The sequence below is a fragment of the Xanthomonas sp. LMG 8993 genome, from assembly GCF_009835065.2.
In the GTDB taxonomy this organism is placed as follows: Bacteria; Pseudomonadota; Gammaproteobacteria; order Xanthomonadales; family Xanthomonadaceae; genus Xanthomonas; species Xanthomonas arboricola.
In genome coordinates, this window is sequence record NZ_QVIF02000002.1 from 634,415 (window position 1) to 657,295 (window position 22,881).

Below are 22,881 nucleotides of genomic sequence, written 5' to 3' on the forward strand. Positions count from 1 at the left end.
CGCGCGGCAGAACGAACGGCTAGAATGCGGCCATGTCTGTTTTGCCCACGCCTCTGGCCAACCAACTGCTGATCGCGCTTCCGGCGCTGTCCGATCCCACCTTTTCGCGCAGCGTCGCGCTGATCTGCCAGCACGACGAGAACGGCGCCATGGGCGTGCTGGTCAACCGGCCCTCCGAATACACGCTGGGCGAGGTCCTGTCGCAGATGGGCATCGACACCGTCGACGAGCACCTGCGCGAGCAGATCGTGCTCAGCGGCGGGCCGGTGCACCCGGAGCGCGGTTTCGTCATCCACGACGATGCGCGCGACTGGGATTCCAGCCTGGAAGTGGGGCAGGGTGTCTACCTGACCACCTCGCGCGACATTCTCGAAGCGATGGCGGCCGGCGAAGGGCCGCGCAATGCGCTGGTGGCGCTGGGCTGTGCCGGCTGGGGCGCGGGGCAACTGGAGTTCGAACTGGGCGAGAACAGCTGGCTGACCGCGCCGTCGGATGCCAATGTGCTGTTCGCCACCGCGCTGGAAGATCGCTGGCAGACCGCTGCCGGGCGTATCGGCGTGGATCTGTTCCGGCTGACGGATTATTCCGGGCATGCCTGAGGCGGGCGCGATCCGCCCGGATGGCACGGTGCTGGGCTTCGACGTGGGATCGCGCCGCATCGGCGTGGCCATCGGCACTGCGCTCGGCGCCGGTGCGCGTGCGGTGGCCGTCATCAATGTGCATGCCAATGGCCCGGACTGGGTCGCGCTGGATCGCGTGCACAAGCAATGGCGCCCCGACGGCCTGGTGGTCGGTGACCCGCTGACCCTGGACGACAAGGACCAGCCCGCACGCAAGCGCGCGCATGCCTTCGCCCGCCAACTGCGCGAGCGCTATGCGCTGCCGGTGGTGCTGATCGACGAGCGCTCCAGTTCGGTCGAAGCCGCGCAGCGCTTCGCGCGCGAGCGCGCCGACGGGCGCAAGCGCCGCCGCGATGCCGAGGCACTGGACGCGATGGCGGCGGCGGTGATCGTCGAACGCTGGTTGGCCGCGCCCGACCAAGCCACTCTTCTTCCCTGACACTCCCGACCTGCGATGACCACCATGCAACTCGATTCGGACGGACGCCTGCGCCACCTGCTCACCCTGGAAGGACTGCCGCGCACCACGCTGCTGCAGCTGCTCGATCGTGCCGGCCAGATCCGCGATGCGGCGGTGGGGCGCGTGGGCAAGCGCAGCGTGCTCGCCGGCACCGCGGTGTGCACGCTGTTCTTTGAACCGTCCACGCGCACGCGCAGCTCGTTTCATCTGGCTGCGCAGCGGCTGGGCGCGGACGTGCTCAACTTCGATGCCTCCACCTCGTCCACGCGCAAGGGCGAGACCGCGCGCGACACGCTGAAGAATCTCGAGGCGATGGGCGTACGCGGCTTCGTGGTGCGCCATCCCGACGACGGTGCGGTGGAAGCGCTGGCCGCGGCCGCAGGCGAGGGCACCGCCTTGATCAACGCCGGTGACGGACGCAGTTCGCATCCCACCCAGGGCCTGCTCGACATGCTCACCCTGCGCCAGGCCAAGGGCACCGATTTCTCCAAGCTCAAGGTGGTGATTGTCGGCGACGTGAAGCACTCACGCGTTGCGCGCTCGGACCTGCATGCACTGCGCACGCTGGGCGCCGGCGAGATCCGCGTCTGCGGTCCGGCCAGCCTGCTGCCCGACGACGACATGCTGGATGGTTGCGTGGTCGGCCAGGACTTCGACGCCATGCTGGAAGGTGCCGACGCCTTGATGATGCTGCGCCTGCAGCGCGAGCGCATGGAAGAAGGCCTGGTGCCGTCGCTGGAGCAATACCACGCCGTCTATGGGCTGACCCGCGAGCGCCTGGCACGCGCCGGCCGCAACGCTGCCGTGCTGCATCCGGGCCCGATCAACCGCGGCGTGGAAATCACCGACGAAGTCGCCGACGGCGCGCAATCGTGCGTGCTGCGCCAGGTCGCCAACGGCGTGGCGGTGCGCATGGCCGTACTGGAAACCCTGCTGGGTTGAGCCAGCCCAGCGACGCGACCGCGCACCCACACTGCGGTCGCGGCCGCCGCCGGCCGAGCGTCTTCGCGCAGACGCTCGCAAAGCCCTTGCCATCAGGACGCGCGCGTCCTGCTCTTACGATTCCCGATTCCCGATTCCCGATTCCCGATTCCCGAATCCCCGAATCCCGAATCCCGAATCCCGAATCCAGGCACCACGCCATAACATCCACTCGCCTATCGTGGCCGCTCCTTTCATCGCAGGAGATCGCAATGGGTATTTCGCGTCACGCCACCGCTCACTGGGAAGGCGACCTCAAGACCGGCAAGGGCCAGCTCAGCACGCCGCAAAGCGGGCTGATGGACAAGACCCGCTACGCCTTCAGCAGCCGCTTCGGCGACGAGAAGGGCACCAACCCGGAAGAGCTGATTGCCGCCGCGCACGCCGGCTGCTTCACCATGGCACTGTCGGCACAGCTGAGCGAAGCCGGTTTTCCGCCGACCTCGCTGGAGACGCGCGCAGACGTGGATCTGTCGATGGAAGGCGGCCCGCAGCTGTCGCAGATCCGTCTCAAGCTCAAGGCCGTGGTGCCGGGGATCGACGAAGCCAAGTTCCGCGAACTGGCCGACACCGCGAAGAAGAACTGCCCGGTGTCCAAGGCGCTGAGCGCTGTGCCGATCAGTCTGGAAAGCGAGTTTTCCAACCAGGCGTGATTCCCTGCGTGCGCCGGCGATGGCTGCCGGCGCACGCAGCTGGCGGCGACCTGAATAGGGCGTTGCAAGGGCGGTTTGGTTCAGGGCGGTTTCACTGGCGCAGGCCGAGCATCGGCAGCGTGTCCTCCCTGTGAAGCTGCCGCAATGAAAACTCTTGTGCTTGGTGCTCTGGTGATGGGTCTGGCAGTTGCAGGCAATGCAACGGCGCAGCGCTATGACAGCGGCTACTACGGACGTGGCAGCGATGAGGATGGTCGCTACGAATATGCGCGGGTAGTGCGCGTGGACCCGATCATCGTGACCGATTCGTATAACGAGCGCAGCAGCGAGCGCTGCTACAACCGCCCGGCCGATGGCTACTACACCCGCAACGACGGCTACTACCGCGATGGCGGCAGCTATGGCCAGGCTGGTGTGTCCAACCGTGGCGTGGCCAGCGTGATCGGTGGTATCGCCGGTGCGGTGCTTGGTAGCCAGGTCGGTGGCGGCAATGGCCGCCTGGTCGGCACCGCGGTCGGCACCATGGCCGGCGTCGCGGCGGGCCGCTCGATCTACGAAGCCAATAATCGCAACTATCAGGGCAACGTCAGCGTCTGCGAGCCGGTGTCCTACCGGCGCGAACGCGATCGTGTCGATGGCTACGACGTGACCTACGAATACGCCGGCCGCACCTATCACACGCGTAGCGACTACAACCCGGGCGACCGCATCCGCGTGCGCGTGGACGTGCGCCCAGACTGACCGCCGCGCTGCCGCACGCTGCGGTCAGGCGATCGACATCGGCCGGTTGAATGAAAAAACGCTGCGGGCGACCGCAGCGTTTCTTGTTTCCGCGCAGGCACTCTTCAGCCTGCGGGATCAGGCGCGATCACGCCCAATCCAGCGTGCCGCGGATCACCGTCTGCACCTGGCCGCCAGACCATACATCGCCATTGGCATCGATGCGCAATTCCAGCAAGGCGTCGAAGCCGATCTCGCGGCCCTGGCTGACCACGTAGCGACGTTCCTTGCCCGGCAATGCCTGGCGGCTGTCCAGCCAGGCGGCGAGCACTGCATTGGCCGCGCCGGAGGCGGCATCTTCGAAGCGCCGGCCATTGCCGACGAAGGCGCGTACCGCCAGATCGTAGGCACCGGGCGCTGCGGCGCGGGCATAGGCGAACACGCCCATGCTGCCGGTGGATTCGGCCAGCGCGGCGATCGCGTCCCAGTCCGGCTGCAGGCCGCGCAGCGCCGCTTCGCTGACCAGTTCCACCACCCACCAGGTGCGGCCGCCGTCCATCAAGGCGGGCGGCAGGCTGCCGAGTGGCCAGCCGCGCACCGCATCGCGCAGGCGCGGGTCGTCGGCCTCCACCTGCTCGGCCGCGCGCGCGCGCGGGGTGCGGATGGCGATGCTGCGGTGGCCTGCGATCTGCTCCACGCGCAGCGGCAGCTGGCCGGCGATGCCGTCCTGGATCAGCACGCCGTCGTCCGGTGCGGCCAGGCCGGCTTCCAGCACCGCGTGGGCGGTGCCGACGCTAGGGTGGCCGGCAAACGGCACTTCCTTTTGCGGGGAAAACATCCGCAGCCGATAGCTGCTGTGCGCATCCGGCGCCGCAAACACGAAGGTGGTTTCCGGCAGCTTGGTCCAGCGTGCGATGGCCTGCATCGCGGCATCGTCCAGGCCTTGGGCATCCAGCACCACCGCCAGCGGGTTGCCGCTGCCGGGGCGGGCGGAGAACACATCCAGTTGTAGAAAACGGCGAGTGGTCATGGTGGCAGCTCGGCGAACAGGGCGCGGCAGCTTACCAATCGATGCGGCCTTCGATCACTTGCCTGGTCGTTCCGCCGATCCAGACTTCGCCTTCGTGATCCACTTCCACGTGCACACGGCCGTCGCGGCCGACTTCGCGCCCCTGGCTGGCGACATAGCGCGACGCCTGACCGGGCACGCGGCCTTCGCCGTGCAGGCGCGCGGCGATGCAGGCGTTGGCGCTGCCGGTGACCGGATCTTCCGGGATGCCGTCGGCGGGGCAGAAGGCGCGTACCACCAGGTCCGCATCGCCATTGGCCTGCGGGGCGTAGATGGCCAGGCCGGTGGCTGCGCTGGCCTGGGTCAGGCGGCTGATCGCCGCCAGATCGGGCAGCGCCTGGCGTACCGCCTGCGCGTCGGCCAGTTCCAGCAGCCACCAGCCGGGGCCGTTGTTCCACAATGCGGCCGGGCGTTCGGCCATGCGCAGGCCGGCGCAGGCCTCGTGCAATGCCGCAACATGCGCATCGCCGGTTTCGACTGCTTGCGCACGCGGTGCCCGCAGCCGCACCAGCAGGGCGCCATGCCGGTCGATTACCTCTACGGGCAGCACGCCCGCTGCGCATTGCTGGCGCATCCGGCCGTCGGGCTTGAACGCCACCAGCCCGTGCGTTGCCGCCGCCCACGCAGCGCCGACGCTGGGATGGCCGGCGAACGGCAGCTCGGCGCGTGGCGTGAAGATACGGATGTGGTAGTCCGCATCGGGCGCGCTGACCGGCAGGAAAAAGATCGTCTCCGACAGGTTCAGCCAGGCGGCCATCTGCTGCATCTGCTCCGACGACAACGTCTGCGCGTTGAGGACCACGCCCAACGGATTGCCGTGGCCGTCCTGGCCGCCGAACACATCCAGTTGCAGGTAGCGGTGCTTGCTCATGGGGCATGGATCTCGGTTGATGGAAGGCGCGTCGATGGTTGCAGCGCAAACCGTTGCGGTGATGGCCGTGGCTGCCGGCAGGCTGTGACCGTACACGGGGTCATGCGGGCGGCATTGGCAGTAGAATCGGAGGTTCCGCCCGGCGTACCGGGCGTCTTCCCCCTCATCCTAAACGCCTATCTCCATGTCAGCTCCCCACTCTACCGATCGTTGGATCGTCCTCAAGTTCGGCGGCACCTCGGTGTCGCGTCGTCATCGCTGGGACACGATTGGAAAACTGGCGAGCAAACGGGCCAACGAGACCGGCGGCCGCGTGCTGGTGGTGGTGTCCGCACTGTCGGGCGTGACCAACGAACTCACCGCGATTGCCGATGGCGCCGCCGACAGCGCGCAGCGCGTGGCGGCGCTGGAGCAGCGTCATCGCGAGTTCCTGGCCGAGCTGGAACTGGATGCCGATGCAGTGCTGGGCGAGCGCCTTGCCGCGCTGCATGCATTGATCGGCGACGCGCGCGCGGCAACCCGCACGCTGGACTGGCAGGCCGAGGTGCTGGGGCAGGGCGAGTTGCTGTCTTCCACCATCGGTGCGGCGTATCTGCATGCCAGCGGCCTGGACATGGGCTGGCTGGATGCGCGCCAGTGGCTGTCGGCGCTGCCGCCGCAGCCCAATCAGAGCGAATGGTCCAAGCGTCTGTCGGTGTCCTGCCAGTGGCAGTCCGACGCCGACTGGCGCGTGCGTTTCGATGCGCAGCCCACGCGCCTGTTGATCACCCAGGGCTTCATTTCGCGGCACGCCGATGGCGGCACCGCGATCCTGGGGCGGGGCGGTTCGGATACCTCGGCGGCGTATTTCGGTGCGCTGCTCGGCGCCAGCCGGGTGGAAATCTGGACCGATGTGCCCGGCATGTTCAGCGCCAATCCCAAGGACGTGCCGGACGCGCGGCTGCTGACCCGCCTGGACTATTACGAGGCGCAGGAAATCGCCACCACCGGTGCCAAGGTGCTGCATCCGCGGTCGATCAAGCCATGCCGTGATTCCGGCGTGCCGATGGCGATCCTGGATACCGAGCGCCCCGATCTGCCCGGCACCAGCATCGACGGCAATGCCGAGCCGGTGCCGGGCGTCAAGGCGATCAGCCGGCGCAACGGCATCGTGCTGGTGTCGATGGAAGGCATCGGCATGTGGCAGCAGGTGGGCTTCCTGGCCGATGTATTTACCCTGTTCAAGAAACATGGCCTGTCGGTGGACCTGATCGGTTCGGCCGAGACCAATGTCACCGTGTCGCTGGACCCGTCCGAGAACCTGGTCAACACCGATGTGCTGGCGGCGTTGTCGGCCGATCTGTCGCAGATCTGCAAGGTCAAGATCATCGTGCCGTGTGCGGCGATCACCCTGGTCGGGCGCGGCATGCGCTCGCTGCTGCACAAGCTCTCCGACGTGTGGGCCACGTTCGGGCAGGAGCGCGTGCACATGATCTCGCAGTCGTCCAACGACTTGAATCTGACCTTCGTCATCGACGAAGCCGATGCCGATGGCCTGCTGCCGATCCTGCATGCGGAATTGATCGACAGCGGTGCGATGCCGGTGAGCGAAGGCGAGGTGTTCGGGCCGCGCTGGCGCGAGATCATCGGCTCGGTGCGCCCGCGGCCCACGCCGTGGTGGCATGCCGAGCGCGCGCACCTGCTGACACTGTCCAAGGCCGGCACGCCGCGTTACGTCTATCACCTGCCCACGGTGCGTGCGCGGGCGCAGGCGCTGGCGCAGATCGCGGCGGTGGATCAGCGCTATTACGCGATCAAGGCCAATGCGCATCCGGCGATCCTGATGGCGCTGGAACAGGCCGGGTTCGGGTTGGAATGCGTTTCGCACGGCGAGCTGCGCCGCGTGTTCGATACCTTGCCCGAGCTGTCGCCGCGGCGCGTGCTGTTCACCCCGAGTTTCGCGCCCAAGGCCGAATACGAAGCGGGATTTGCGCTGGGCGTGACCGTCACCGTGGACAACGTCGAAGCATTGCGGCGCTGGCCGGAGGTGTTCCGTGGCCGCAACGTGTGGCTGCGCATCGACCTGGGGCATGGCGATGGCCATCACGAGAAGGTCAACACCGGCGGCAAGGCGTCCAAGTTCGGCTTGTCGTCCACGCGCGTGGATGAGTTCGTGGAAGTGGCGCGCACGCTGGAGGTCACCATCACCGGCGTGCATGCGCACCTGGGCAGTGGCGTGGAGACCGGCGAACACTGGCGCATGATGTACGACGAACTGGCCGGCTTCGCGCGCCGCATCGGCACGGTGGAGACCATCGATATCGGTGGCGGCCTGCCGATTCCGTACAGCGCCGAAGACGAACCGTTCGATCTGGAGCTGTGGGCCAAGGGCCTGGCCGAGGTCAAGGCGGTGCATCCGGGCTACCGGCTGGCGATCGAGCCGGGCCGCTACTTGGTGGCCGAAGCCGGCGTGCTGCTGGCGCAGGTGACCCAGGTGATCGAGAAGGACGGCGTGCAGCGCGTGGGCCTGGATGCAGGCATGAACACGCTGATCCGCCCCGCGCTGTACGACGCTTGGCACGACATCGAAAACCTCAGCCAGCTCGATGCGCCGGCCGATGGCAGCTTCGATATCGTCGGGCCGATCTGCGAATCCTCCGATGTGTTCGGCAAGCGCCGTCGTCTGCCTGCCGCCACCGCGCCGGGCGATGTGATGCTGCTGGCCGATGCCGGTGCCTACGGCTACTCGATGGCCAGCACTTACAACCAGCGTGAATTGCCGCGCGAAGAGGTGATCGATGCGCCCGCAGGCTGAGTTCATTGCACTCAGTACGCTGGCCGGTGGTGCTGCGATCGTGTTCGCCACCGCGCTGCAGCAACTGAGCCTGGGCATGCCATGGAGCGACACCTTCAAATGGGCGCTGCCCGCGCTGGTCGCCGCCGGTATCGGCGCTTGGTTGGCCGGGCGTTGGCAACGTCGGCGCGATGCGCGGGGTCCCACGCGTCGCAGTGGCGGGATGGCGGTGCGCACGGTGCTGTTGAGCGCGCTGAGTTATGTGCCGGTGGTGGCGCTGTATCTCGCCATCGCCTTCGCGGTGTCCGGCGATGCCACGGCTGCACGTCCAGATGTGCTGTTGCTGGCGGTGCTGTTCGGTTGCCTGCCGCTGCTGTGGGCTGCGGTGCCGTTTTCCATGATTGAATATGTCCTGTGCCGGCGTTATCTGCGTCGCGTACGTGTTCCTGCAGGTAGTCCATGAGCGCTTTCGACAAACACCAGATTTCCACCTTCCGTTTCGTGCGTTGCGCACTCGACGCGCAGACCGGCGTGGCGACGCTGGTGTATGCCTTCGATCAGGGGCCGGAACTTGTGGAAACCGTTGCCGTGCCCGGCGCGCCATTCGTGCTGGACGGCGCGCGTGCCGCCGCCGTGCAACAGGCCTTGCAGTTGCTGCACCTCATTGCGGGCGTGAGTTACTACAAGGCCGCAGTGCCGCCGACCATTGCCATTGACAGCTACAGCATCGATGCCGATACCGCTGCGCTGGTGGAGAGCGTCTACCTGCACGGCCTGGGCGAGTTCGCCTATCGCAATGGCTTGAACCTGCACGGCAAGATCCACTTGCCGGTAACGGCACCGGCTGCCGGCGATGCGCCGGCGCTGGGCCTGCGCGAGCACGCCCTGGTTGCGATCGGTGGCGGCAAGGATTCGCTGGTCAGCATCGAAGCGCTGCGGCATGCCGGTGTCGACCAGACCGTCAGCTGGATCGGCGGCTCGCAGCTGATCCGGGCCTGCGCCGAGCGCACCGGTCTGCCGGTGCTCAATATCGGCCGCGTGCTGGCGACGGAATTGTTCGAGCTCAATCGCCAGGGCGCCTGGAACGGGCATATCCCGGTCACTGCGGTGAACTCGGCCATCCTGGTGTTGTCGGCCTTGCTCAATGGCGTGGACCAGGTGGTGTTTTCCAACGAGCGTTCGGCCAGTTACGGCAGCCAGATTCCCGGCACCGGCGAGGTCAATCACCAATGGTCCAAGGGCTGGGCGTTCGAGCAGGCGTTCGGCGATTACGTGCAGCGGCACGTGGCGGCCGACCTACGGTACTACTCGTTGCTGCGGCCGTTGTCGGAGCTGGCGGTGGCGCGCCAGTTCGCCAAGACCGATCACTACGACGCGCATTTTTCCAGCTGCAACCGCAACTTCCACATCATGGGCGAGCGCCCGGTGCATCGCTGGTGCGGGGTCTGCCCGAAGTGCCATTTCGTGTTCCTGGCATTGGCACCGTTCATGCCCAAGACGCGGCTGGTCAAGATCTTCGGACGCAATCTGCTCGACGACGCAACCCAGGCCGGCGGCTACGATGCGCTGCTGGAATTCCAGGACCACAAGCCGTTCGAATGCGTCGGTGAAGGCCGCGAATCGCGCGCGGCGATGGCGGTGCTGGCCAGCCGTGCCGAATGGAAGGAAGACGCGCTGGTGCTGCGTTTCATCCGCGAGATCCAGCCGCAGCTGGACCAGCAGGCGCTGCAGCTGGAGCCGTTGCTGGCGATCGACGGCGAACACCGGATTCCGTCGGCGCTGTGGGAGCGCGTGCGTGCGAATTTCGCAGCTTGAGGGCAAGGCGGTTGCGTTATGGGGCTGGGGGCGCGAAGGACGCGCCGCGTACCGCGCACTGCGCGCCGCGTTGCCCGGCCAATCGCTGACGGTGTTCTGCAACGCCGACGAAGCGCGCGAGCTCGAGACGCTGGCCGATGCTGCGTTGCATGTGGAAACCGACGCCAGCGCGCAGGCGCTGGGCCGGTTCGATGTGGTGGTGAAATCGCCCGGCATCAGCCCGTATCGTCCCGAGGCGCACACCGCCGCAACCGAGAACGGCACGCAATTCATCGGCGGCACTGCGTTGTGGTTTGCCGAGCATGCGCAGCCTGACGGCTATGTGCCTGGCGCCATCTGCGTCACCGGCACCAAGGGCAAGAGCACCACCACCGCGCTGCTGGCGCATCTGCTGCGCGCGGCCGGCCATCGCACCGCCCTGGTCGGCAATATCGGCCAACCCTTGCTGGAAGTGCAGGCGCCGCAACCGGCGCCGGGCTATTGGGCGATCGAGCTGTCCAGCTATCAGACCGGCGAAGTGGGGCGCAGCGGCGCGCGTCCGGAATTGGCGCTGGTGCTGAACCTGTTTCCCGAGCATCTGGACTGGCATGGCGACGAGGCGCGCTACGTGCGCGACAAGCTGGCGCTGGTCACCGAAGGCCGCCCGCGCATTGCCTTGCTCAATGCTGCCGATCCGCATCTGACCCAACTGCAGTTGCCCGACAGCGAGGTGCGCTGGTTCAACCATCCCGATGGCTGGCACCTGCGCGGCGATGTGGTGTATCGCGGCGAGCAGCCGGTGTTCGACACCGCCAACGTGCCGCTGCCCGGCGAACACAATCGGCGCAACCTGTGCGCGGTGCTGGCAGCGCTGGAAGCCCTGGGGCTGGATGCGGCGGCGCTGGCACCGGCCGCAGCGAGCTTCCGCCCGCTGCCGAACCGCCTGCAGTTGCTCGGCAGCGTGGGCGGCATCAGCTACGTCAACGACTCCATCAGCACCACCCCGCATGCCTCACTGGCGGCGCTGGCCTGCTTTGCGCAACGTCGTGTGGCCTTGCTGGTCGGTGGCCACGATCGCGGGTTGGACTGGCAGGATTTTGCCGCGCAGATGGCGCAGCAGGCGCCGCTGGAAATCGTCACCATGGGCGCGAACGGGCCGCGGATCCATGCGTTGCTGGCGCCGCTGGCCGTAAGCGGCCGCTTCGGCCTGCATGCTGCCGACGACCTGGAGCACGCGGTGCGGCTGGCGCGCCAGGCGCTGGGCGAGCAGGGCGGCGTGGTGCTGCTGTCGCCGGGTGCGCCCAGCTTCGGCGCCTATAGCGACTACGTCGCGCGCGGCCGCCATTTCGCCCAGCTGGCCGGGTTCGATCCGGCGGCGATCAGCGCGATTCCCGGCTTGGGCGTGCAGTAGCGCTGCGTTGCTCGCACGCGGAGCGACGGCGCCATCCGCCCCGGGTTTTTCGACGGCCGTGGCAGAACGCCGACGCGATCGGTCCGTCGGCGTCCACGCTGACCCGGTGTGCACGGCGGCAGCGCCTACACTCGCCGGACCTTCCCGGGAGCAGGCACATGCACAAGCAATGGAGATGGCGTGGCGTTGGGTTGTTCGGTGTCTTGGCGTCGCTGGCGTTGCCCGCCGCCGCAGCGATGCAGGCCAAACCGCTGGAATGGACGGTCGGCAAGGACACCTTCAGCGGCGTGCTGGTCTACGACGACGCCGGTGCCGCCAAGCGCCCAGGGCTGGTGATGGTGCCGAACTGGCGCGGGGTCAACGATTCGGCGGTCACCAAGGCCAAGCAACTGGCCGGCGACGACTATGTGGTGCTGGTTGCCGACGTCTACGGCAAGGGCAAGCGTCCGGCCAACGACAGTGAGGCCGGGCAGTTTGCCGGTGCGCTGAAGAAGGACCCGCCGACGCTGCGCGCCCGCGCGCTGAAAGCAGTGGATGTGCTCAAGGCGCAGGCCGGCAAGGCGCCGCTGGATGCATCGCGCATCGGTGCGGTGGGGTTCTGCTTCGGCGGCACCACGGTGCTGGAGCTGGTGCGCGCCGGTGCGCAACTGGCCGGTGTGGTCAGCCTGCACGGTGGCATCGCCACCCCCAGCCCGGCGGCGGCCGGCTCGGCCAGGACGCCGCTGCTGGTGCTCAATGGCGCCGACGACAAGAGCGTGAGCAAGGCGGACATCGCCGCCTTCGAAACCGAGATGAATGCGGCCGGCGCGGACTGGCAGTTCGTCAATTTCAGCGGCGCGGTGCATTGCTTTGCCGAAGCCGATGCCAACAGCCCGCCAGGCTGCCTGTACAACCCGCGTGCGGCGAAACGTGCCTACCGCATGCTCGGCGATTTCTTCGCCGAACGCTTTGGCGATTGACAAGGTGGCCAGAGGCGGCTGACCGCCGCACTGGCGGTCGTCGGGTGTGGCAGATGGCGCGCAGACATGCGGTGCCGGAGTGGGGTGCCGATCCCGGACATGGATCGGATGGCGCACGCAGCATCGGTGTGTGACGCGTTCAGAGGCCGTGTGACAAGGCGCCGCAACCCTGGCATGGGTTGCGGCAGCGTTTCCGCCGGAAAGGCGAGGGTGACCGTCGGCTGTCAGCCCGTTCAGTGAGCGCGGCAGGCGAACCTGCCGCCGCCCGGCTCAATGCGTGCGTTGCACCGCATACCGCGCCAGGCCGCGCAATGCCGCAACTGCGGGGCTGGGCGGCAACGTGTCCAGCGCCTGTTCGGCAGCGGCGGCATATTCGGCGGCACGCTGGCGGCTGTAATCCAGGCCGCCGGTGGCATGAATCGCCGCCAGCACTTCGGGCATTGCGCTCGCATCGCCTTGTTCGACGATCTGGCGCAGGCGCTCCCGGGTGCCCGCATCCGAGTGCGCCATGGCGTGGATCAGCGGCAGGGTCGCCTTGCCTTCGGCCAGGTCGTCGCCCAGGTTCTTACCCAGGTCCGCGGCGTCGGCAGCGTAGTCGAGCACGTCATCGGCAATCTGGAAGGCAAAGCCCAACTGCATGCCGTAGTCGTACAGGCGCTGCTGCACCTGCGCATCCGCGCCCGAGGCCAGCGCGCCCAGGCGGGTGCCGGCGGCAAACAGCACCGCGGTCTTGCGCTCGATCACGCGCAGGTAGGCGGCTTCGTCGGTGTCGGGGTTGTGCACGTGCAGCAGCTGCAGCACCTCGCCTTCGGCGATGCGGTTGGTGGTGTCGGCCAGGATCTGCATGACTTCCATGCGATCCAGCTCCACCATCAACTGGAAGCTGCGCGAATACAGGAAATCGCCGACCAGCACGCTGGGCGCGTTGCCCCACAGCGCATTGGCGGTGCTGCGCCCGCGGCGCAGGTCCGATTCGTCCACCACGTCGTCGTGCAGCAATGTGGAGGTGTGGATGAACTCGATGATCGCCGCCAGTTGATGGTGCTCCGGGCCGGAGCCGCCAGCGGCGTGGCCGGCCAGCATCACCAGCATCGGACGCAGGCGTTTGCCGCCGGCGGAGATGATGTGATCGGCGATCTGGTTGATCAGCACGACATCCGAGGCCAGACGGCGGCGGATCAGCGCATCGACCGCGGCCATGTCGGGCGCGGCGAGGGACTGGATCTGGGGCAGGCCCAGGACGGTGGGGAGGTCTTCGGCGATGGTCATGCGCAGGCGTTCGTGATGTGCGCCGATTATAGGTGTCTGGGCCAGATCCGTCCCGCTGGCCGTGTCCGACGGCCTCCAGCGTGGCCGCAAACCCTTGCGGCGCCAGCGTCGGGCCTGTCCGGGAGCGTCCGGATTCCGACCTGCCGGCGCGGCATTTCCCGGCCCGGCGCTGCGGCGATCCGCCGGGACCGTGGCCGGCAGGTGCGGTAACATTAGCACCAAGACATTCACCGCCGCGCCCACTGGCGCCGGCGCATCATCTCGGAAGCATCTATGGCCCGCGGCATCAACAAAGTCATCCTCGTCGGCAACCTCGGCAACGATCCCGACACCAAGTACACCCAGGCCGGCATGGCGATCACGCGCGTGAGTCTGGCCACCACCAGCATGCGCAAGGACCGCGATGGCAACAACCAGGAGCGCACCGAGTGGCACCGCGTGGTGTTCTTCGGCAAGCTGGGCGAGATCGCCGGCGAGTACCTGCGCAAGGGCTCGCAGGTGTATGTCGAAGGCGAGCTGCGTTACGACAAGTACACCGGCCAGGACGGCGTGGAGAAGTACAGCACCGACATCGTCGCCAATGAGATGCAGATGCTCGGCGGCCGTGGCGAAGGCGGTGGTGGTGGCATGGGCGGCGATCGCCCGCAGCGCAGCCAGGCGCCGCGCCAGCAGCAAGGTGGTGGCGGTGGTGGTCAGGGCGGCGGTCAGGATTATGCCCCGCGTCGTCAGCAGCCGGCCCAGCAGCAGTCGGCACCGCCGATGGACGATTTTGCCGACGACGATATCCCGTTCTGATCGGTAGCCAGCCTTGGTTGTCATTCAAAAGGCCCGCATCGTGCGGGCCTTTTGCTTGCTGGCCGCTGTTGCATCGACGCGGGCCGTGCTGTTCCGATCCGAAGCGCCCTGGACGCGCAGGTTGCCCGACCAGTACGACGGCGCCACTGACCTGTCCACCAAGCGTGGCTAACAGCACCTCGCGCGCAATCGCCAGGTGGCTGAGAACGCCGCACACCCAACACCCATGGAATGTCTGCCTGACACATGCCGATTCCGGACATGGGCCGCGCCCACCTGGCGTTGCGCGCAGTTTTTACTGCCAGGTGCGCTACGCCGACGTCCGGTCGCGGCCGTTCTGCTTGGCGCGATATAACGCCGAGTCGGCGTCGTGCACGAAGGCATCCGGGGTGCGTGGCGTTTCGCCCGGTTCGAACGTCGCTACGCCGACGCTGACGGTGACGTGTGCGCTGGTCGGGCTGGACAGGTGCATCAGCCCGAGCCCGGCGACGGCGCTGCGAATTGCGTCGGCCAGCCGCAGTGCGCCGGCGGCATCTGTCTGCGGCAGGATCATGCCGAACTCTTCGCCGCCGTAGCGCGCGGCAATGTCTTCGCTGCGCCGTGAGCAACCGGCAATCGCGCGCGCGACCAGGCGCAGGCAGGCGTCACCGTTGACGTGGCCATAGGTGTCGTTATAGAGCTTGAAATGATCGACATCGATCATCAGCACCGACAGCGGCGCCTGTCGATGCACAGCCTGCTGCAAGGCACGCGAGAGCCGGTGGTCGAACGCACGGCGGTTGGCAATGCCGGTGAGTGCATCCATCCAGGCTTCGGAGCTGAGTTTGTCCTCGTTGCGATGCATGCGGCGCAGTTGCAGATCCAGCCAGATACCGACGCCCAACAACAATACGCATCCCAGGGCGGCGATCAGGATTCGCTGGCGTGCGGATTGCCGCCAGTTGGCCAACGCGTCATCGACGGCGACCCCGGTCAATACGGTCAATGGATAGGCCTGCGCTGGCGCAAAGCTGGAAATGCGCTCCACGCCGTCGATCGGCGAACGATAGGTGGCCGTGCCATGCCTGCGCGCACGCATGGTGACGTAGATCGAAGTGCCTGCGATCGAGGTGCCGATCACGCCCGGTTTGTCGGGCCGGCGCACCAGCACGATGCCGTCGTCATTGGTCATGCCGATGGTGCCGTTCGGACCGACCTCGAAGGTGCTGTAGTAGTTCTGGAAATACTTCAGTTGCAGCGTGACCAGGACCACGCCGGCAAATTCGCCGCGGGGGGTATTGAGGCGCCGGCTCAAGGTGAGCACCCAACTGCCATCGGAGCGACTCTGCACCGGCGGCCCGACCAGCGACAAGGCGTCGCGATGGTCGCGGTGATATTTGAAATAGGCGCGATCGGCGTTGTTGTGCTTCCTGGGCGTGCTGTCCAGTGACGAACTTACCCAGCTGCCGTCGGCCGCATAGATGAAAATGCCATGCAGCCGGTCCGAGCGACGCGCTTCATGCACCAGGAAGTCATGCATAACCGGTCCCGCACTGGCCGAGCCCTGGTCGTGCTCCACCCGCGACACCAGTCCCGACAGCACGGCATCGGCGATCGTCAGGGTATCGCTGGCATGCTGCGCCAGCGAATTGGCGAGGTTCAACGATTGCGCTTCGGCGGTATGCAGCGCACTCGCGCGCTCGTCGTGGATGGACCAGTATTCCGAACCAAGCAGCAACAGGCACGAAATGCCCAGCACGAAGTGCAGAGCGATGCGTTGTGCTCGTTGCCGTCGCCGCTTGCCGGGTGATGTCACGGGAGTTACCTGTCTGGACATCAGAACGTTGCAACCGCCGTGCCAGCTTAGCCGTGGGCGCTGGGTGGAATCGTTTGCATCGTGAGGCGCAATGCCGATCTGTGATTGATGCCTCATGCGTTGCACGGCAGCTCGCCCGGTATGCGACTGCGTTGCTGTCCAGCCTGCTGTCGTTACGCGCTCGATGCTGCTACGAAATCGCGAGCCCAGAACAGATTCCAAAGCCAGCTCGACTGCATGCGGATAACGCCCGGCGTGTTATCCCGAAGATCGATCACAGCAAGGAGCGCCCCATGCGCGCGATTCGTTTAGCTCAGCCTGCAGGCCTGAATGCATTACATGGTGTTGCCTTGCCCGACCCCGGGCAGCCGGCACGCGGTCAGATCAGGGTGCGGCTGCATGCAAGCTCGTTGAATTTCCATGACCTTGGCGTGGTGTCAGGGCAGATGCCGACCGCTGACGGCCGTATCCCCATGTCCGACGGTGCCGGCGTGGTCGAGGCCATCGGGCCGGAAGTGGATGAGTTCGCCGTTGGCGATCAGGTGGTGTCCACCTTCTTCCCCGAGTGGCTGGATGGCGAGCCGCTGCATGCCGGCTTTGCCACCACGCCCGGCGATGGCGTCGATGGCTATGCACGCTCTGCGGTGGTGGCCGCCGCCCATGCGTTCACACACGCCCCGGCCGGCTACAGCCATGCCGAAGCGGCGACCCTGACCACGGCCGGCGTTACCGCATGGCGCGCTCTGGTGGTCAACGGCGGACTCAAGGCCGGCGACAGCGTGCTGGTGCTCGGCACCGGCGGTGTGTCGATCTTTGCATTGCAGTTCGCCAAGGCGATGGGTGCCACCGTCATCGCGACATCGTCGTCCGACGAGAAACTGGCCAAGGCGCGCGCGTTGGGCGCAGACCATGTCATCAATTATCGGCAGCATGCCGAGTGGTCGGCGCAGGTGCTGGAGATCACCAACGGCCGTGGCGTGGATCACGTGGTCGAGGTCGGTGGGCCGGGCACGTTGGCGCAATCGATCCGCGCTGCACGGGTCGGCGGGCATATCGCCTTGATCGGCGTGTTGACCGGTGCCGCAGGCCCGGTGCCGACCGCGGAAATGATGGGCCGGCAGCAGCGCCTCCAGGGGCTGGTGGTCGGCAGTCGCACGCATCAACAGCAGCTGGTGCGTGCACTGGATGCCTTGCCGCTGCGGCCGGTGATCGATCGCGCCTTCGCGCTCGACGATATCGCCGACGCCTTCGCGCTGCAGCAGGCAGGCGGCCATCTGGGCAAGATCGTGCTGGAATTCTAGGAGCGGTTGAAGACGTGCCGCGCTTGCCGTCAGGCGGGCGCGGCCGCTGTGTGGGATCGGAATGGATCACCCACACACACTGCAATTCCACGCTATCCACACTCGCCTGACGGCCGATCGCCACGCGCTGGCCGCCGCTCAAGAGCGGTCGTTCGTGTCCGGATGTTCTCAATGCAGCGTATCCGGATGCAATGGAGCACCGCGGCGTGTAGATGGAAGCACGCGCGCAGACGCAGATGACATCGTCGTTGTCAGCACATGGAAAGGTCCCGAACCATTTCAAGAACCTGGGGCGCGCTGCAAAACGCGAGCTGCCAGCAGCACACACGAGTGTCGTGCAGCGAGTACGCAACCCACTCCAACAATGATGAGCGCGTTTCATAGGCGCATGCAGTCCATGCCGTCAATGCCCGCCTGCAGCGCCTCTAGAATCGGGCCATACCGCCGATTCGCGCCCGCACGCACTCGCCGCATGCTCACGCGATTGTGACCGGCCGCGCTGCACATTATTTAAGAACTGTATAAGCCAGCATTGTTGGAGATGCCAGCCATGAGAGATATCAAGATGACCCGTCGCGAGGTACTGATCGCTGGCACGGCGTCGGCAGCCAGCGTTGCCGCAACCCAGTCGATGGCCGCCACTGCAGCCAATGCGATGTCGCAGCGGCAGGCAGTCGAGCCTGCCAACGCATCGAGCCAGGTCGCATTCGAAGTCAACGGCAAGCCGGTGACGCTGACCCTGGACAATCGCACCACCTTGCTGGATGCACTGCGCGAACACCTGCATCTGACCGGTACCAAGAAAGGCTGCGATCATGGCCAATGCGGTGCCTGCACCGTGATCGTCGATGGGCAGCGGATGAATTCCTGCCTGTCGCTGGCGGTGATGCATCAGGGCGGCAAGATCACCACCATCGAAGGCCTGGGCACGCCGGACAAGCTGCATCCGATGCAGGCGGCCTTCGTCAAGCACGATGGATATCAGTGCGGCTATTGCACGCCCGGGCAGATCTGTTCGGCGGTGGCGGTGCTGGACGAAGTCAAGCGCGGCATTCCCAGCCATGTCACCGACGATCTGACTGCCAAGACCAGGCTCACCACGCCGGAATTGCAGGAGCGCATGAGTGGCAACATCTGCCGCTGCGGTGCGTATTCCAACATCGTCGATGCGATCAATGATGTCGCGGGAGAGCGCGCATGAAGGCGTTTAGCTACGAGCGTGCGACTTCGCCCGCCGACGCTGCGGCCAAGGCGGCGCGCCAGCCGGGTGCCAAGTTCATCGCCGGCGGCACAAACCTGCTCGATCTGATGAAACTGCAGATCGAGACGCCCTCGCACCTGATCGATGTCAACGGGTTGAGCCTGGATACCATCGAGGAAACACCCGATGGCGGCCTGCGCATTGGCGCCCTGGTGCGCAATACCGAGCTGGCAGCGGATGCCCGTGTGCGTCGCGATTACGCCGTGCTGTCGCGTGCATTGCTGGCAGGTGCGTCGGGGCAACTGCGCAACCGCGCCACCACCGCAGGCAATCTGCTGCAACGTACGCGTTGCCCGTATTTCTACGACACCAACCAGCCATGCAACAAGCGCCTGCCGGGCAGCGGTTGCGCGGCGATCGGTGGCTTCAACCGGCAGCTGGCGGTGATCGGCGTGAGCGAAGAGTGCATCGCCACCCATCCCAGCGATATGGCCATCGCCATGCGCGTGCTGGATGCGGTGGTCGAAACGGTGCGTCCGGATGGACAGACGCGTGCGGTGCCGTTGTCCGAGTTCTACCGTGCGCCTGGCAAGACGCCGCATCTGGAAACCGTGCTGGAACGCGGCGAGCTGATCACCGCGGTGAGCCTGCCCAAGCCGCTCGGCGGCACGCATGTCTACCGCAAGGTGCGCGATCGCGCCTCCTACGCATTCGCCCTGGTGTCGGTTGCGGCGGTCGTGCAACGCGATGGCAGCGTGCGTGTCGGCGTCGGCGGTGTCGCCCACAAGCCGTGGCGCAGCGAGGCGGCCGAAGCACAGTCGCGCCAGGGCGCGCGTGCGATTGCCTCCGTGCTGCTCGACGGCGCACAACCCACCGAACACAACGCCTTCAAGCTGCCGCTGGTTGAGCGCACCTTGACCGCGATCCTGGCCGACACGAGGGCCTGATATGAAATTCGACACTCCCGCCAGTACCAATCCCATCGACCAGCTCAAGGTGGTCGGCAAGCCGGTCGATCGTATCGACGGTCCGCTCAAGACCACCGGGCAGGCGCCGTATGCGTACGAGCATCACGATCTGCCTGGCCATGCCGCCTATGGCCATATCGTTGGCGCCGGCATCTCCAAGGGCAGCATTCGCAGCATCGATCTGAGCGCCGCGCGCAATGCACCGGGCGTGCTCGGCATCGTGACTGCGCAGAATGCAGGCAAGTTGCAGAAAGGCAAGTACAACACGGCCAAACTGCTCGGCGGCCCGGAGATCCAGCATTACCACCAGGCCATTGCGGTGGTGGTGGCCGAGACCTTCGAGCAGGCACGTGCCGCAGGCCAGCTGATCAAGGTCGACTACGGTCGCCACGTCGGCGCCTACGATCTGGAAAAGGCCCGCGATGGCGCCAAGGTCACCAAGGAGGGCGGGGCGCCGAATAGTGTGGTCGGCAATTTCGATAGCGCCTTCGTGGCAGCGCCGGTGCAGCTGGATGCCGAGTACACCACGCCCGATCATTCGCACGCGATGATGGAGCCGCACGCATCGATCGCCATGTGGGAAGGCGACAAGCTGAGCGTGTGGACCTCCAACCAGATGATCGACTGGAGCGCGGGCGATCTGGCCAAGACGCTGGGGATCCCGCGCGAAAACGTGCGTCTGATGTCGCCGTACATCGGTGGCGGCTTCGGCGGCAAATTGTTCCTGCGTGCCGATGCGGTGCTCGCCTCACTGGCCGCGCGCCAGGTCGGACGCCCGGTCAAGGTGATGCTGCCGCGGCCGCTGATCTTCAACAACACCACGCATCGCCCGGCCACCGTGCAGCGCATCCGTATCGGTGCACAGCGCGATGGCAAGATCACCGCGATCGCGCACGAGAGCTGGTCCGGCGACCTGCCCGAGGGCGGCCCGGAAATCGCGGCCGCGCAGACCCAGTTGCTGTATGCCGGCGCCAATCGGTTGATTTCCACGCGCCTGGCGGTGCTCGATCTGCCCGAAGGCAACGCGATGCGTGCGCCGGGCGAAGCGCCGGGTCTGATGGCGCTGGAAGTGGCCATGGACGAGATGGCCGAGAAGCTGGACATGGATCCAGTCAAGTTCCGCATCGTCAACGACACCCAGGTGGATCCGGAAAACCCGCAGCGTCCGTTCTCGCAGCGTCAGTTGGTCAAGTGCCTGGAAGACGGCGCAAAGCGTTTCGACTGGTCCAAGCGCAAGGCCAAGCCGGCCAGCAACCGCGATGGGCGTTGGTTGGTCGGCATGGGCGTGGCGGCCGCGTTCCGCAACGCGCCGGTGATGACCTCCGGTGCACGCATGCGGCTAGAGCAGGGCGGCCGGGTGGTAGTGGAAACCGACATGACCGATATCGGTACCGGCTCCTACACCATCATTGCGCAGACCGCTGCGGAGATGATGGGCGTGCCGCTGGATTGGGTGGACGTGCGCCTGGGCGATTCCAGCTTTCCCGCCTCGGCCGGTTCCGGTGGACAGTGGGGTGCGAACAGTTCAACAGCCGGTGTGTATGCCGCGGCAGTGAAACTGCGCGAAGCCGTCGCCAAGCAGCTGGGGCTGGACCCGGCCAAGGCCGAATTCGCCGATAGCCATGTGCGTGCCGGCGGCAAGCGCATCGCGCTCGGTGATGCCGCGGCCAATGGCGCCCTGGTGGTGGAGGACAAGATCGAGTTCGGCGAGCTTTCCAAGACGCATCAGCTGTCGACCTTCGGCGCGCACTTTGTCGAAGTCGGCGTGGATGTCGCCACCGCCGAGGTGCGCATCCGCCGCATGCTGGCGGTGTGCGCGGCCGGACGCATCCTCAACCCCAAGTCTGCGCGCAGCCAGGTCATCGGCGGCATGACCATGGGCGCGGGTGCAGCGCTGATGGAAGAGCTGGCGGTGGACAAGCGGCTGGGCTTCTTCGTCAATCACGACCTGGCCGGTTACGAAGTGCCGGTGCATGCGGACATCCCGCATCAGGAAGTGGTTTTCCTGGAAGAAAGCGACCCGATGTCGTCGCCGATGAAGGCCAAGGGGGTCGGCGAGCTAGGCATCTGCGGCGTGGCAGCGGCGATCGCCAATGCGGTCTACAACGCCACCGGCGTGCGCGTCCGCGATTACCCGGTGACGCTGGACAAGCTGCTGCCGCATCTGCCCGAGTTGCTGCGCGCGTGAGTGCGGTGGTGGCCCCGGTCACGCATGCAGCGCCGGCCGAGCCGGCGTGGCCGGCATGGCCGAGCTATGCCCTGCACGATGACCTGCTGCCCACGCTGACCGCCTGGCATCGGGCGGGGCAGCGCGTGGCCATCGCCACGCTGATCGACGTGCAAGGCTCGTCGCCGCGCCCATTGGGAAGCGAGATGGCCATCAGCGCCGATGGCCGGGTGGCTGGCTACGTCTCCGGCGGCTGCGTGGAAGCGGCAGTGGCGCACGAGGCCAGCGCCGCCTTGCGCGACGGCATGCCGCGCTGGCTGGACTACGGCGAGGGCAGCCAGGTGCTGGACATCCAGCTCAGCTGCGGCGGCCGTATCGGCGTGCTGGTCTGGCCGGTCCAGGACCTGGGCGAGCATCTGGCACGCTGGCGCAATGCGCGCCAGCACCGTCGCCCGTTCCATGTCGCGCTGGATCGGAGCACCGGCGCCGTCCGTTACCCGGTCAGCCCGCAGGACCTGCGTCCCGATGAATTCCTGCGTACGCACCGGCCGCCGCTGCGGCTGGTGCTGGTCGGTGCCGATCCTGCGCTGCTGGTGCTGGTGTCGCTGGCCAGCCAGATGGGTATCGAGGTACGCGTGCTGCGGCCGCATGGTCCCAGCGAACCACCGCCCGGCTTGGCCGCCGACCATTACGATCGCCGTGCATTGGGCGACGCGCTGCAGGACCTGCATCTGGATGCGGACACGGCGCTCTACAGCCTCGCACATGACGGCGACAGTGACCTGCAGGTCGCCTGCCGCGGGCTTGCCTCCAGGGCTGCCTGCATCGGCATCCTGGGCAGCCGCCAGAAGCGGGAAGCACGCCTGCAGGCACTGCGTGCGCTCGGCTATGACGATGCCGCGCTGGCCAGATTGCGCTTGCCGGCGGGCTGGCGCATGGGGCGCTCCTCCCCGCATACGATTGCACTGGGCATCATTGCCGAAGCCACCCAGGCCGTCGCCGATGGGGAAGCTGCTGCTGCGTTGGCTGGCTAGGAACGGCCACCAAGACGGCTGCGCTCACCGCCATGCAGAG

Annotated in this window: 20 protein-coding genes; 16 read left to right on the forward strand and 4 right to left on the reverse strand. The window is 66.8% G+C overall.

Annotated features, from left to right (window positions below):
- The first annotated feature begins 32 nt into the window (after positions 1-32).
- The 5 genes from DYQ94_RS05865 (at position 33) to DYQ94_RS05885 (ending at position 3,455) form a co-directional block, all read left to right on the forward strand.
- Positions 33-599, forward strand: coding sequence for a YqgE/AlgH family protein (locus DYQ94_RS05865; RefSeq protein ID WP_011051924.1), 567 nt, complete (start codon positions 33-35; stop codon positions 597-599).
- Positions 592-1,059 carry a Holliday junction resolvase RuvX gene (ruvX, locus tag DYQ94_RS05870; RefSeq protein ID WP_024939388.1) on the forward strand — a complete coding sequence of 156 codons (468 nt, stop codon included), beginning with the start codon at positions 592-594 and terminating at the stop codon, positions 1,057-1,059. The genes DYQ94_RS05865 and ruvX overlap by 8 nt, the downstream gene beginning before the upstream one ends.
- Positions 1,060-1,074: 15 nt before the next feature.
- On the forward strand, positions 1,075-2,022 hold the full coding sequence (locus DYQ94_RS05875) for an aspartate carbamoyltransferase catalytic subunit (RefSeq protein ID WP_126965877.1): 948 nt from the start codon (positions 1,075-1,077) through the stop codon (positions 2,020-2,022).
- 251 nt (positions 2,023-2,273) lie between these two features.
- Positions 2,274-2,714, forward strand: coding sequence for an OsmC family protein (locus tag DYQ94_RS05880; RefSeq protein ID WP_126965878.1), 441 nt, complete (start codon positions 2,274-2,276; stop codon positions 2,712-2,714).
- 144 nt (positions 2,715-2,858) lie between these two features.
- Positions 2,859-3,455 carry a glycine zipper 2TM domain-containing protein gene (locus DYQ94_RS05885; protein WP_024939386.1) on the forward strand — a complete coding sequence of 199 codons (597 nt, stop codon included), beginning with the start codon at positions 2,859-2,861 and terminating at the stop codon, positions 3,453-3,455.
- A 127-nt stretch (positions 3,456-3,582) separates the two neighbouring features.
- Here DYQ94_RS05885 and DYQ94_RS05890 read toward each other — a convergent pair whose 3' ends face one another.
- Both DYQ94_RS05890 and DYQ94_RS05895 read right to left on the reverse strand, forming a co-directional pair.
- Positions 3,583-4,464 carry a PhzF family protein gene (locus tag DYQ94_RS05890; RefSeq protein WP_126965879.1) on the reverse strand — a complete coding sequence of 294 codons (882 nt, stop codon included), beginning with the start codon at positions 4,462-4,464 and terminating at the stop codon, positions 3,583-3,585.
- A 31-nt stretch (positions 4,465-4,495) separates the two neighbouring features.
- Entirely contained in the window at positions 4,496-5,374 is an 879-nt protein-coding gene (locus DYQ94_RS05895) for a PhzF family protein (RefSeq protein ID WP_016902364.1), read from the reverse strand.
- A gap of 184 nt (positions 5,375-5,558) precedes the next feature.
- Here DYQ94_RS05895 and DYQ94_RS05900 point away from each other — a divergent pair, with 184 nt between their 5' ends.
- From DYQ94_RS05900 to DYQ94_RS05920, 5 genes are all read left to right on the forward strand, one after another.
- On the forward strand, positions 5,559-8,168 hold the full coding sequence (locus DYQ94_RS05900; RefSeq protein WP_126965880.1) for a bifunctional aspartate kinase/diaminopimelate decarboxylase: 2,610 nt from the start codon (positions 5,559-5,561) through the stop codon (positions 8,166-8,168).
- Entirely contained in the window at positions 8,152-8,610 is a 459-nt protein-coding gene (locus tag DYQ94_RS05905) for a membrane protein (RefSeq protein ID WP_039813229.1), read from the forward strand. Before DYQ94_RS05900 ends, DYQ94_RS05905 begins: the two co-directional genes overlap by 17 nt.
- On the forward strand, positions 8,607-9,962 hold the full coding sequence (gene murL, locus DYQ94_RS05910; protein ID WP_126965882.1) for a UDP-N-acetyl-alpha-D-muramoyl-L-alanyl-L-glutamate epimerase: 1,356 nt from the start codon (positions 8,607-8,609) through the stop codon (positions 9,960-9,962). Before DYQ94_RS05905 ends, murL begins: the two co-directional genes overlap by 4 nt.
- Positions 9,943-11,352, forward strand: coding sequence for a UDP-N-acetylmuramoyl-L-alanine--D-glutamate ligase (gene murD / locus DYQ94_RS05915; RefSeq protein ID WP_126965883.1), 1,410 nt, complete (start codon positions 9,943-9,945; stop codon positions 11,350-11,352). The genes murL and murD overlap by 20 nt, the downstream gene beginning before the upstream one ends.
- A gap of 158 nt (positions 11,353-11,510) precedes the next feature.
- Positions 11,511-12,311 (forward strand): dienelactone hydrolase family protein, encoded by an 801-nt coding sequence (locus DYQ94_RS05920; protein WP_160954509.1) that lies wholly within the window; start codon positions 11,511-11,513, stop codon positions 12,309-12,311.
- Between the two features lie 270 nt (positions 12,312-12,581).
- On the opposite strand, the gene DYQ94_RS05925 is transcribed toward DYQ94_RS05920, so the two are convergent.
- A complete protein-coding gene (locus DYQ94_RS05925; RefSeq protein WP_016902370.1) occupies positions 12,582-13,580 on the reverse strand; it encodes a polyprenyl synthetase family protein in 999 nt (332 codons plus the stop codon).
- Positions 13,581-13,853: 273 nt separating this feature from the next.
- Between DYQ94_RS05925 and DYQ94_RS05930 the strand changes: the two genes are divergently transcribed.
- On the forward strand, positions 13,854-14,375 hold the full coding sequence (locus DYQ94_RS05930; RefSeq protein WP_024939378.1) for a single-stranded DNA-binding protein: 522 nt from the start codon (positions 13,854-13,856) through the stop codon (positions 14,373-14,375).
- A 310-nt stretch (positions 14,376-14,685) separates the two neighbouring features.
- Here the strand turns inward: DYQ94_RS05930 and DYQ94_RS05935 are convergent, their stop codons facing one another.
- Positions 14,686-16,191 (reverse strand): sensor domain-containing diguanylate cyclase, encoded by a 1,506-nt coding sequence (locus tag DYQ94_RS05935; protein ID WP_184429062.1) that lies wholly within the window; start codon positions 16,189-16,191, stop codon positions 14,686-14,688.
- Positions 16,192-16,463: 272 nt separating this feature from the next.
- On the opposite strand from DYQ94_RS05935, the gene DYQ94_RS05940 reads away from it, so the two are divergent.
- From DYQ94_RS05940 to DYQ94_RS05960, 5 genes are all read left to right on the forward strand, one after another.
- On the forward strand, positions 16,464-17,471 hold the full coding sequence (locus DYQ94_RS05940; protein ID WP_126965885.1) for a zinc-dependent alcohol dehydrogenase family protein: 1,008 nt from the start codon (positions 16,464-16,466) through the stop codon (positions 17,469-17,471).
- 550 nt (positions 17,472-18,021) lie between these two features.
- The gene (gene paoA, locus DYQ94_RS05945) at positions 18,022-18,672 is read left to right on the forward strand and encodes an aldehyde dehydrogenase iron-sulfur subunit PaoA (RefSeq protein ID WP_024939376.1); all 651 of its coding nucleotides are present in this window, start codon (positions 18,022-18,024) and stop codon (positions 18,670-18,672) included.
- Positions 18,669-19,619, forward strand: a complete 951-nt coding sequence (locus DYQ94_RS05950) for an FAD binding domain-containing protein (protein WP_104583108.1) — start codon at positions 18,669-18,671, stop codon at positions 19,617-19,619. Before paoA ends, DYQ94_RS05950 begins: the two co-directional genes overlap by 4 nt.
- 1 nt (position 19,620) lies before the next feature.
- On the forward strand, positions 19,621-21,828 hold the full coding sequence (gene paoC, locus DYQ94_RS05955; RefSeq protein WP_126965886.1) for an aldehyde oxidoreductase molybdenum-binding subunit PaoC: 2,208 nt from the start codon (positions 19,621-19,623) through the stop codon (positions 21,826-21,828).
- Positions 21,825-22,841: an XdhC family protein gene (locus DYQ94_RS05960; RefSeq protein ID WP_126965887.1), complete on the forward strand. Its 1,017-nt coding sequence runs from the start codon at positions 21,825-21,827 to the stop codon at positions 22,839-22,841. Before paoC ends, DYQ94_RS05960 begins: the two co-directional genes overlap by 4 nt.
- The last annotated feature ends 40 nt before the right edge of the window (positions 22,842-22,881 follow it).

What these genes read in the sequence shown, in the direction of transcription:
- DYQ94_RS05900 (WP_126965880.1), top strand. Translation starts at nt 5,559, where the DNA reads ATGTCAGCTCCCCACTCTACCGATCGTTGGATCGTCCTCAAGTTCGGC.
- DYQ94_RS05920 (WP_160954509.1), top strand. Translation starts at nt 11,511, where the DNA reads ATGCACAAGCAATGGAGATGGCGTGGCGTTGGGTTGTTCGGTGTCTTG.
- DYQ94_RS05895 (WP_016902364.1), bottom strand. Translation starts at nt 5,374, where the DNA reads ATGAGCAAGCACCGCTACCTGCAACTGGATGTGTTCGGCGGCCAGGAC.
- DYQ94_RS05880 (WP_126965878.1), top strand. Translation starts at nt 2,274, where the DNA reads ATGGGTATTTCGCGTCACGCCACCGCTCACTGGGAAGGCGACCTCAAG.
- DYQ94_RS05940 (WP_126965885.1), top strand. Translation starts at nt 16,464, where the DNA reads ATGCGCGCGATTCGTTTAGCTCAGCCTGCAGGCCTGAATGCATTACAT.
- DYQ94_RS05875 (WP_126965877.1), top strand. Translation starts at nt 1,075, where the DNA reads ATGACCACCATGCAACTCGATTCGGACGGACGCCTGCGCCACCTGCTC.
- ruvX (WP_024939388.1), top strand. Translation starts at nt 592, where the DNA reads ATGCCTGAGGCGGGCGCGATCCGCCCGGATGGCACGGTGCTGGGCTTC.
- DYQ94_RS05930 (WP_024939378.1), top strand. Translation starts at nt 13,854, where the DNA reads ATGGCCCGCGGCATCAACAAAGTCATCCTCGTCGGCAACCTCGGCAAC.
- DYQ94_RS05890 (WP_126965879.1), bottom strand. Translation starts at nt 4,464, where the DNA reads ATGACCACTCGCCGTTTTCTACAACTGGATGTGTTCTCCGCCCGCCCC.
- murL (WP_126965882.1), top strand. Translation starts at nt 8,607, where the DNA reads ATGAGCGCTTTCGACAAACACCAGATTTCCACCTTCCGTTTCGTGCGT.
- DYQ94_RS05865 (WP_011051924.1), top strand. Translation starts at nt 33, where the DNA reads ATGTCTGTTTTGCCCACGCCTCTGGCCAACCAACTGCTGATCGCGCTT.
- DYQ94_RS05905 (WP_039813229.1), top strand. Translation starts at nt 8,152, where the DNA reads ATGCGCCCGCAGGCTGAGTTCATTGCACTCAGTACGCTGGCCGGTGGT.
- DYQ94_RS05925 (WP_016902370.1), bottom strand. Translation starts at nt 13,580, where the DNA reads ATGACCATCGCCGAAGACCTCCCCACCGTCCTGGGCCTGCCCCAGATC.
- DYQ94_RS05950 (WP_104583108.1), top strand. Translation starts at nt 18,669, where the DNA reads ATGAAGGCGTTTAGCTACGAGCGTGCGACTTCGCCCGCCGACGCTGCG.
- DYQ94_RS05935 (WP_184429062.1), bottom strand. Translation starts at nt 16,191, where the DNA reads ATGTCCAGACAGGTAACTCCCGTGACATCACCCGGCAAGCGGCGACGG.
- paoC (WP_126965886.1), top strand. Translation starts at nt 19,621, where the DNA reads ATGAAATTCGACACTCCCGCCAGTACCAATCCCATCGACCAGCTCAAG.
- DYQ94_RS05885 (WP_024939386.1), top strand. Translation starts at nt 2,859, where the DNA reads ATGAAAACTCTTGTGCTTGGTGCTCTGGTGATGGGTCTGGCAGTTGCA.
- paoA (WP_024939376.1), top strand. Translation starts at nt 18,022, where the DNA reads ATGAGAGATATCAAGATGACCCGTCGCGAGGTACTGATCGCTGGCACG.